Source organism: Actinomycetota bacterium (assembly GCA_018830725.1).
Classification (GTDB): Bacteria; Actinomycetota; Humimicrobiia; order JAHJRV01; family JAHJRV01; genus JAHJRV01.
Genome location: JAHJRV010000087.1, coordinates 1 through 6,736 on the forward strand (window position 1 = coordinate 1; position 6,736 = coordinate 6,736).

A 6,736-nucleotide genomic window follows, 5' to 3' on the forward strand; every position below is an offset into this window, starting at 1 on the left:
AAATGCAGCCATCGATCAGTTTTAGAAAAATATTTTTAACCAGCCTATCTTCCAATGAATGATAAGAAAGAACTACAATTCTTCCACCAACCTCAAGTAACTTGAATATATCCTCAAGTCCTTGTTTAAGAGAATTTAGCTCATCATTTACTTCTATCCTTATCGACTGAAAGATCCTCTTTGATGGATGGCCTCTTCTTTTTGCTTTACCACTAACTGCATTATTAATAATCTCTGTTAATTCCAATGTTGTCTCTATCTTCTTTTTCTTTCTGTGATCAACTATAGCCCTAATAATTTGATATGAATATCGTTCCTCACCATACTTTTTAAATATCTCATTTAACTTTTCTTCTGAATAAGAGTTAATAACTTCATATGCAGTCAATTTTTGAGAAGAATCCATCCTCATATCTAAAGGACCTTCTCTAATATAGCTAAATCCTCTTTCAGGATAATCAACTTGAGCCCAAGAAGTCCCTAAATCATAGAGTGCTCCCGATATAGTAGAAAGATCCAACTCCTTTGCTATGTAAAGAACATCTTTAAAATTTCCGTGTCTTAATTTAAAACCTGTCTTATATTTAGATAATCTATTTTTGGCGGCGCATAAGGCCTGTTTGTCTTTATCTATACCTATTAATATGCCTTCGGGGGCAATTGCTTTAATTATTTCTTCAGCGTGACCTGCGCCGCCTACTGTATTGTCGATTATTATTGACCCATTTTTAGGTCTTAATATGTTTATAACTTCATCCAACATCACAGGCACATGCCATGGTGTTGAATGTTGTTTATTAAAATCCAAGGTCCTCTATATCTTTCGATATTTCTAAAAATTCTTTATCTGCTTTCTTAAAAAATTTATCCCAATTTTTCTTTGACCATATCTCAATTCTTCCCCAAACTCCAACACAAGCAATCTCTTTTTCAAGTTCTGCATATTCCCTTAGAGCTGAGGGAATAGTTACCCTTCCCTGCTGATCCATGAATTCCTCGCTTGCAGATGATGAAATCCATCGAACATATTCCTGTACTTTTTTCCTTGATATTGGTAGAGTTTTAATTTTATTTTCAAGTGATGCAAATTCATCGAATGTAAATAGAAATAGGCATTTTTCATTAATGCCTTTTGCTATAACGAACCCATGTTCCAATTGGGGTCTAAATTTAGAAGGAATAAATAATCTACCTTTTTCATCTAAGTTGTGAAAAAAAGTACCAAGAAACACTCTAATCCCCATTCTATTTCAGTAAATTTTACAAGTAGTGTATTCTATATTTCTATATAGAATCTAAAAATCCTCCATTTTCCTCCACAATATACCACAATGCCCCTCTTGATGTCTATAAATTTTTAAAAATTTTTTTAAAAATTTTCAAAATAATATTTTGAGTGAATTTTTTTTCTGCTTTTAATAAAGTAAACAAATAAATTTAAGTTATAAAAAGGGGTCAGGTTTTGACATATAACATTAAGTTAAGTACCAAGTTTTGACATAAGACATATCAATCTTTTATGAGGTTAGGTCTAGACATGAGATATATCAACCTTTTATCAGGTTAAGTCTTGACATGAGACATATCAGCTTTGAGTATATAGCTATGTCTCTCTTATAAGGATAATGTGATAGATAGAAAAAAAAACTTAATAGATAATAATAGTTTTGGCTATAGTCTTTAGACTAAAACGTAGGGCAAGGCTTTAGCCTTGCTTAATAAAGCAACCCTAAAGGGTTGCCCTATATCTATATTCCTCTCCCCTGGTGGGAGAGGAATAAGGAGAGGGGGAAAATAATTATTTTTCCTCTTCCTCTTCTTCATAAGGAACAACTTCAGATTCTCCTCCCATTTTCTCCACAAGTATCTCTATCTTCTTTTCAGCTTCATTCAGTTTTTTTAAGCAGTGAGTGGAAAGCTTTATTCCTTTCTCAAATTTTTTTAAGGATTCCTCTAAATTCAAATCACCTTTTTCTAAAGTTGAAACAATTTCCTCAAGCTCTTTTAAGACTTCATCAAAATCTCTCTGCTCTAAATTTTCATTATTCATTATTCCTCCTTTTATAATCTAAATATCTTAATTTTTATTTGCAAATATCAGTAACTTTTTCATAAGCATCCTTTTCTAAAACTTTACATACTATATCCCCTTTAAAAAGAAGTATATCGACCTGCTGACCTATTTTTACATCATCTGAACTTCTTACAATTGTCTTTTCTGGGACCATATAACAAACACTATATCCTCTTGATAGTATGGCAAGTGGACTCAGGGTATTCAGCTTTTCAGATAAATTCTTAAAAGAACTCTTTCTTTCATTAATTATGACAGATATTGCCTTTTGTAAGTCTCCATAAAGGTAATTTGCTTGATTTTTAAGATTTGTAGTAACCCTTGGTAAACTTGTTTTTAGTCTAGTTATATAACTATAGATTTGATTCAAGAGTTCAGATTTCTCTGGCATTACCATTTCAGCAGCTGCAGATGGAGTTGGTGCTCTTAGATCAGCAACAAAATCTGATATTGTAAAATCAGTTTCATGACCAACTGCACTTATAATTGGAATTTCTGAAGAAAAGACTGCCCTTGCAACCTCTTCTGTATTAAATGCCCATAAAGCCTCAAGAGAACCTCCACCTCGAGCTAAAATTATTACATCAACCTTCCCATATTGATTTAAATTTTCAATAGCTCTACAAATCTCAGTAGAAGCAGATTCTCCTTCTACACTGGAAGGACTGATGATTAAGTGATGATTTTCGAATCTTCTATTCAATACATTTTTTATATCATGAAGGACTGCACTACCTAAAGAAGTAACAACTCCAATTCTTGAAGGTAAAAAAGGTATTGGCTTTTTATATTTAATATCAAAAAGACCTTCAGCTTTCAGCTTCTTCTTAAGCTGCTCAAATGCAATTAGTAGAGCTCCTTTTCCTTTTGGCTCTATGTATCTAACAACTATTTGATATTCTCCTTTTCTCAAATACAGAGTCACTCCTCCCCTGGTCAGAACCTTCATACCATCCTCTGGCATAAACTTAAGATTACGATTATCACCTAAAAACATAACTGACTTAATTTTTGAATTCTCATCTTTTAAATCAAAATACATATGACCTGAGCTGTGATGATGAAAATTGCTGATCTCTCCCTCAACCCAAATATCCGGATAATTTCCTTCCAACAGTTTTTTCAATTCAAAATTAAGTTCACTTACTTTATAAATTTTTCCCTCTAACCTATTAATTTCATTAAAATCTTCCAAATATTTTCCCTCCATATATAATTTTGATATTTTTACCTGAATTGAATTTCTATTTTTTTTAAGTTGATAATAAATTTTTTAAATATTTTTATAGTTTTTTGAATTTTTTTTAGATAAAAAATCTATCATTGATTAGATTAAATATATCATAAATTTTAAAAAATATATCGTAGTTATTTATAGGATAGAGGTTTTTAGGAAGGAAAAAATCAAATTAATTAGTTCTCCTCATCATTTTTCTTTGAGGACTTTTTAGGATATTTAAAATCCTTTGGTTTATCATCAAATTTCCTGGAATCTGTGGTATAGAATCCAGAACCTTTAAAAATTATTCCAACTGAAGAAAAAATTCTTGTAGCCTCTTCTCCACAAATCGGACATAAAACTATATCAGCCCCATTTAATTTTTTTAATAATTCAAATTCATTTCCACAAAAATCACATTGATATTGATATATTGGCACTTTTTATCACCTCACAGTTTCGAGATAATATAACTCAATTGAATTCAATTGTCAAGATTTCATTAAGTTGAATTTAAGTAATTAAAATTTTTTATACTTTATTGCTTACATTCTACTTTTTCATCTGTTCTAAATATTCTTTTAAAATTTTTGCAATTTCTGGATCATCTTCTACTTCTGGATCCAATTTAAGCAGTTCTCCTTCAAATTCTTTAATCTTTCCAACAGAGCTAAATTTTACAATCAGCTTTCCTAATTTCTTTCCCAACACCTGACTTTCAACTATCAATGCATCTGATTTTTCTTCCCTTTCTATAACAACAGGCTCCATTGTTATTTGATTTGAAGAACCTGCAACAATAATATCAACAGCATCTATAGATTTAGCTATTTTCTCATCTATCTCTCTTCCAGCTGATGATAAGACTATTATTATATTTGCTTTTAACCTTAAATCATCAATAATTTTGTTAATAGCTTCTATTGGATCTATAGTTTCATATTTCTCTATGATATCACTTTCAGAGCTTTCTTCTAATGGATATGGACTTATTCCTATTATAGCAATATTTCTACCTGATGATTCAATAATAGTATATGCATCAAAAACTAAACTTTTATCTTGCTTGGATACTAAGTTCGCACTTAAAATCGGAAACTCAGCTTTATCATTTAAATCTAATATTTCATCCATTTTATATTTAAAGTCCATTGAACCTAATGATATCGCATCATACCCCAAGAGATTCATAAATTTAATCATTATTTCACCTTTACTATATTCAGTATCATAATGTCCATACAAAGCACTTCCAGCATCCAAAATAATGACATTTTCTTTTTGACTTTCTATTTCTCTAATTACGGTCGCCCTCCGGGCAACTCCACCTTGTCTTGGGTTTCAACCGCATGGTTGAATATTACCTCTTGTGTCATTAGTATGAAGCAACGTAATTTCTATTGGCTCGAATATTTGATCCTTTTCACCAAAACCTTCCCTTTCTTCTAAAGGTACAAATTCAATAACTTTGTTCCAATCGATTTCACCAGGTGCTTTCTCACCTTTACAGCTAAATGATGAAATTAAGCCAACTATAAAAAGTGTAAATATAGTTAAAGATGCGATATTTTTGATTATCTTATTTATATTAAGTTTAATAATCCTATTCATTGAAATTCTTTATTTTATTTAAAATTTTCTTTCCTCAATAATTTTATAACAAAAATAATTCTATAATTAAAACATTATTATACTCAACTTAAAAATTTCTTGTAAACATAATTTTCTAAAAAATTTTTTATAGTTTTTAACTTAATTTAAAAAAGTACTTTTATTACAAAAATTTATTACAAAAAGCTTTAACTCTTATTTAAATTTATATATTTAACCTTTTTTACAAGAAATTAAATATTTGAATTTATCAATAAGTAAAGTAGCTGAATCTTCATAAGAGTATTTCTTTACAATTTCTACAGAATTTTTTGAAAATTCATTATATATATTTTTATCAGCTAATAATTTCCTGATTTTCTTTGAAAATTCAATTGGAGAGTTTCTTGTTAAGAACCCAGCTCTTTTATCAATATTTAGTTCCTCTACACACATTGACCTAACTGCTACTATGGGTAAGGCACATGTCATAGCCTCCAAAACTACTAATCCTTGCGTATCTTTTTTTGATGGGAAAAGAAACAAATCAGATTCTTTATAAAAATTGGGTATTTCATTATATGGTTGTGAATCTATAAATAAGACTTTATCGTTAACGCCAATTTCTTTAACCTTTTTCTCCATTTTTTTTCTTTCTGGACCTTCCCCAACTAATATTAAATAAGTATCAGGAAAATCTGAAATAACCATTGGAAAACTATCCAATAAAATATCTAAGTTTTTTTCTTTAGACATTCTTCCCACAAAAAGTAATATTTTACTTTCTTTGCTAATTTGATATTTTTCTCTAACAAAATCTCCTGAAGCTTTATTAAACATTTTAAAATTGATTCCAGTAGGAATAACCTCAATAGGAGCTATTACACCACGGGTTCTTAATACTTCCTTTACTGTTTCTGAAGGAGTTACTACCAAATCACAATTATTAGAAAAATCTACACTTAATTTTATTGCCATTCTCTTTATAAATTTTTGAGGTAATGGAATGTAATGAGAATAATTTTCATAAAAAGAGTGGTGAGTAAAAACAAGTGGTAACTTATATTTCTTCACTAATCGTTTTACTACTTGTCCAAAAATTATTGGATGCTGTATATGTATTATGTCAAACCCTATCTTGGAAAATAATTTATCCATTTTTATGTATGTGGGTACAGGGATTCTTATGCTCTTTTGTATTATTGACGGGACAGATCTTAACCTGAAAATATATTCCTCATCTTCTTCATAATCAGGATATGAAGGAGCAAATATATAGACTTCATGTCCCAATTTTCTAAACTGTTTTGCAAATAGATCAATGGAAACTATAACTCCATTTATAAATGGCTTATATCCTTCAGTTATAATTGCAATCTTCAAAATATATCTCCCTTATTAAAACTTGATGCTGAAATTTTTGAATTACCAATTACTTACTATAAACAATCTTTCCATTTAAAATAGTATAACAGACATCTGTATTTAATATATCTTTTGGTGAAATTTTAAAAATATTCTCAGATAAAACAACTAAATCAGCTAACTTTCCAACATCAATAGAACCCTTTATATCCTCATCTCCTGATGCATAAGCTCCCTCAAAAGTATAGGAATATATGGCTCTTTTTAGTGTTAACTTGTGTTCTGGATACCAACTCCCATCCGGATAGCCATCTTCCTTTCTCCTTGTGATTGATACATAAAGGTCTCTGATAGGATTAATAGTTTCTACGGGACAATCAGAACCAAAAGTAAGATGAACTCTATTTTTTACCAATTCATTCCAGGCATAAGACCACTTACATCTTTCACCCCATCCTTTTTCAGCCATTTTCATATCAGAAGCGAGA

General features: G+C 29.9%; 9 protein-coding genes. All 9 read right to left on the bottom strand.

Features of this window, described 5'->3' with window-relative positions; translation table 11 throughout:
- Positions 1 to 808: 16S rRNA (cytosine(1402)-N(4))-methyltransferase RsmH (gene rsmH / locus KKC53_03955; protein MBU2598320.1), on the bottom strand; the 808-nt coding region annotated here is incomplete at its 3' end.
- A complete protein-coding gene (gene mraZ, locus KKC53_03960) occupies positions 798 to 1,232 on the bottom strand; it encodes a division/cell wall cluster transcriptional repressor MraZ (protein MBU2598321.1) in 435 nt (144 codons plus the stop codon). The genes rsmH and mraZ, both read right to left, overlap by 11 nt.
- A gap of 566 nt (positions 1,233 to 1,798) precedes the next feature.
- Entirely contained in the window at positions 1,799 to 2,050 is a 252-nt protein-coding gene (locus KKC53_03965; GenBank protein ID MBU2598322.1) for an exodeoxyribonuclease VII small subunit, read from the bottom strand.
- A gap of 34 nt (positions 2,051 to 2,084) precedes the next feature.
- Complete coding sequence (locus KKC53_03970) at positions 2,085 to 3,284, bottom strand: exodeoxyribonuclease VII large subunit (protein ID MBU2598323.1); 1,200 nt, start codon at positions 3,282 to 3,284, stop codon at positions 2,085 to 2,087.
- A gap of 203 nt (positions 3,285 to 3,487) precedes the next feature.
- Positions 3,488 to 3,733, bottom strand: coding sequence for a zinc ribbon domain-containing protein (locus KKC53_03975; GenBank protein MBU2598324.1), 246 nt, complete (start codon positions 3,731 to 3,733; stop codon positions 3,488 to 3,490).
- Between the two features lie 112 nt (positions 3,734 to 3,845).
- Entirely contained in the window at positions 3,846 to 4,556 is a 711-nt protein-coding gene (locus KKC53_03980; protein MBU2598325.1) for a hypothetical protein, read from the bottom strand.
- A gap of 78 nt (positions 4,557 to 4,634) precedes the next feature.
- Positions 4,635 to 4,904: a hypothetical protein gene (locus KKC53_03985; GenBank protein ID MBU2598326.1), complete on the bottom strand. Its 270-nt coding sequence runs from the start codon at positions 4,902 to 4,904 to the stop codon at positions 4,635 to 4,637.
- A gap of 213 nt (positions 4,905 to 5,117) precedes the next feature.
- Positions 5,118 to 6,266: a glycosyltransferase family 4 protein gene (locus tag KKC53_03990; GenBank protein ID MBU2598327.1), complete on the bottom strand. Its 1,149-nt coding sequence runs from the start codon at positions 6,264 to 6,266 to the stop codon at positions 5,118 to 5,120.
- Between the two features lie 49 nt (positions 6,267 to 6,315).
- A partial coding sequence (locus tag KKC53_03995; protein MBU2598328.1) for an amidohydrolase family protein occupies positions 6,316 to 6,736 on the bottom strand: 421 nt, incomplete at its 5' end.

Bases quoted from the DNA above. Each gene is read 5' to 3' on its own strand.
- KKC53_03965 (MBU2598322.1), bottom strand. From the start codon at position 2,050: ATGAATAATGAAAATTTAGAGCAGAGAGATTTTGATGAAGTCTTAAAA.
- KKC53_03970 (MBU2598323.1), bottom strand. From the start codon at position 3,284: ATGGAGGGAAAATATTTGGAAGATTTTAATGAAATTAATAGGTTAGAG.
- KKC53_03985 (MBU2598326.1), bottom strand. From the start codon at position 4,904: ATGAATAGGATTATTAAACTTAATATAAATAAGATAATCAAAAATATC.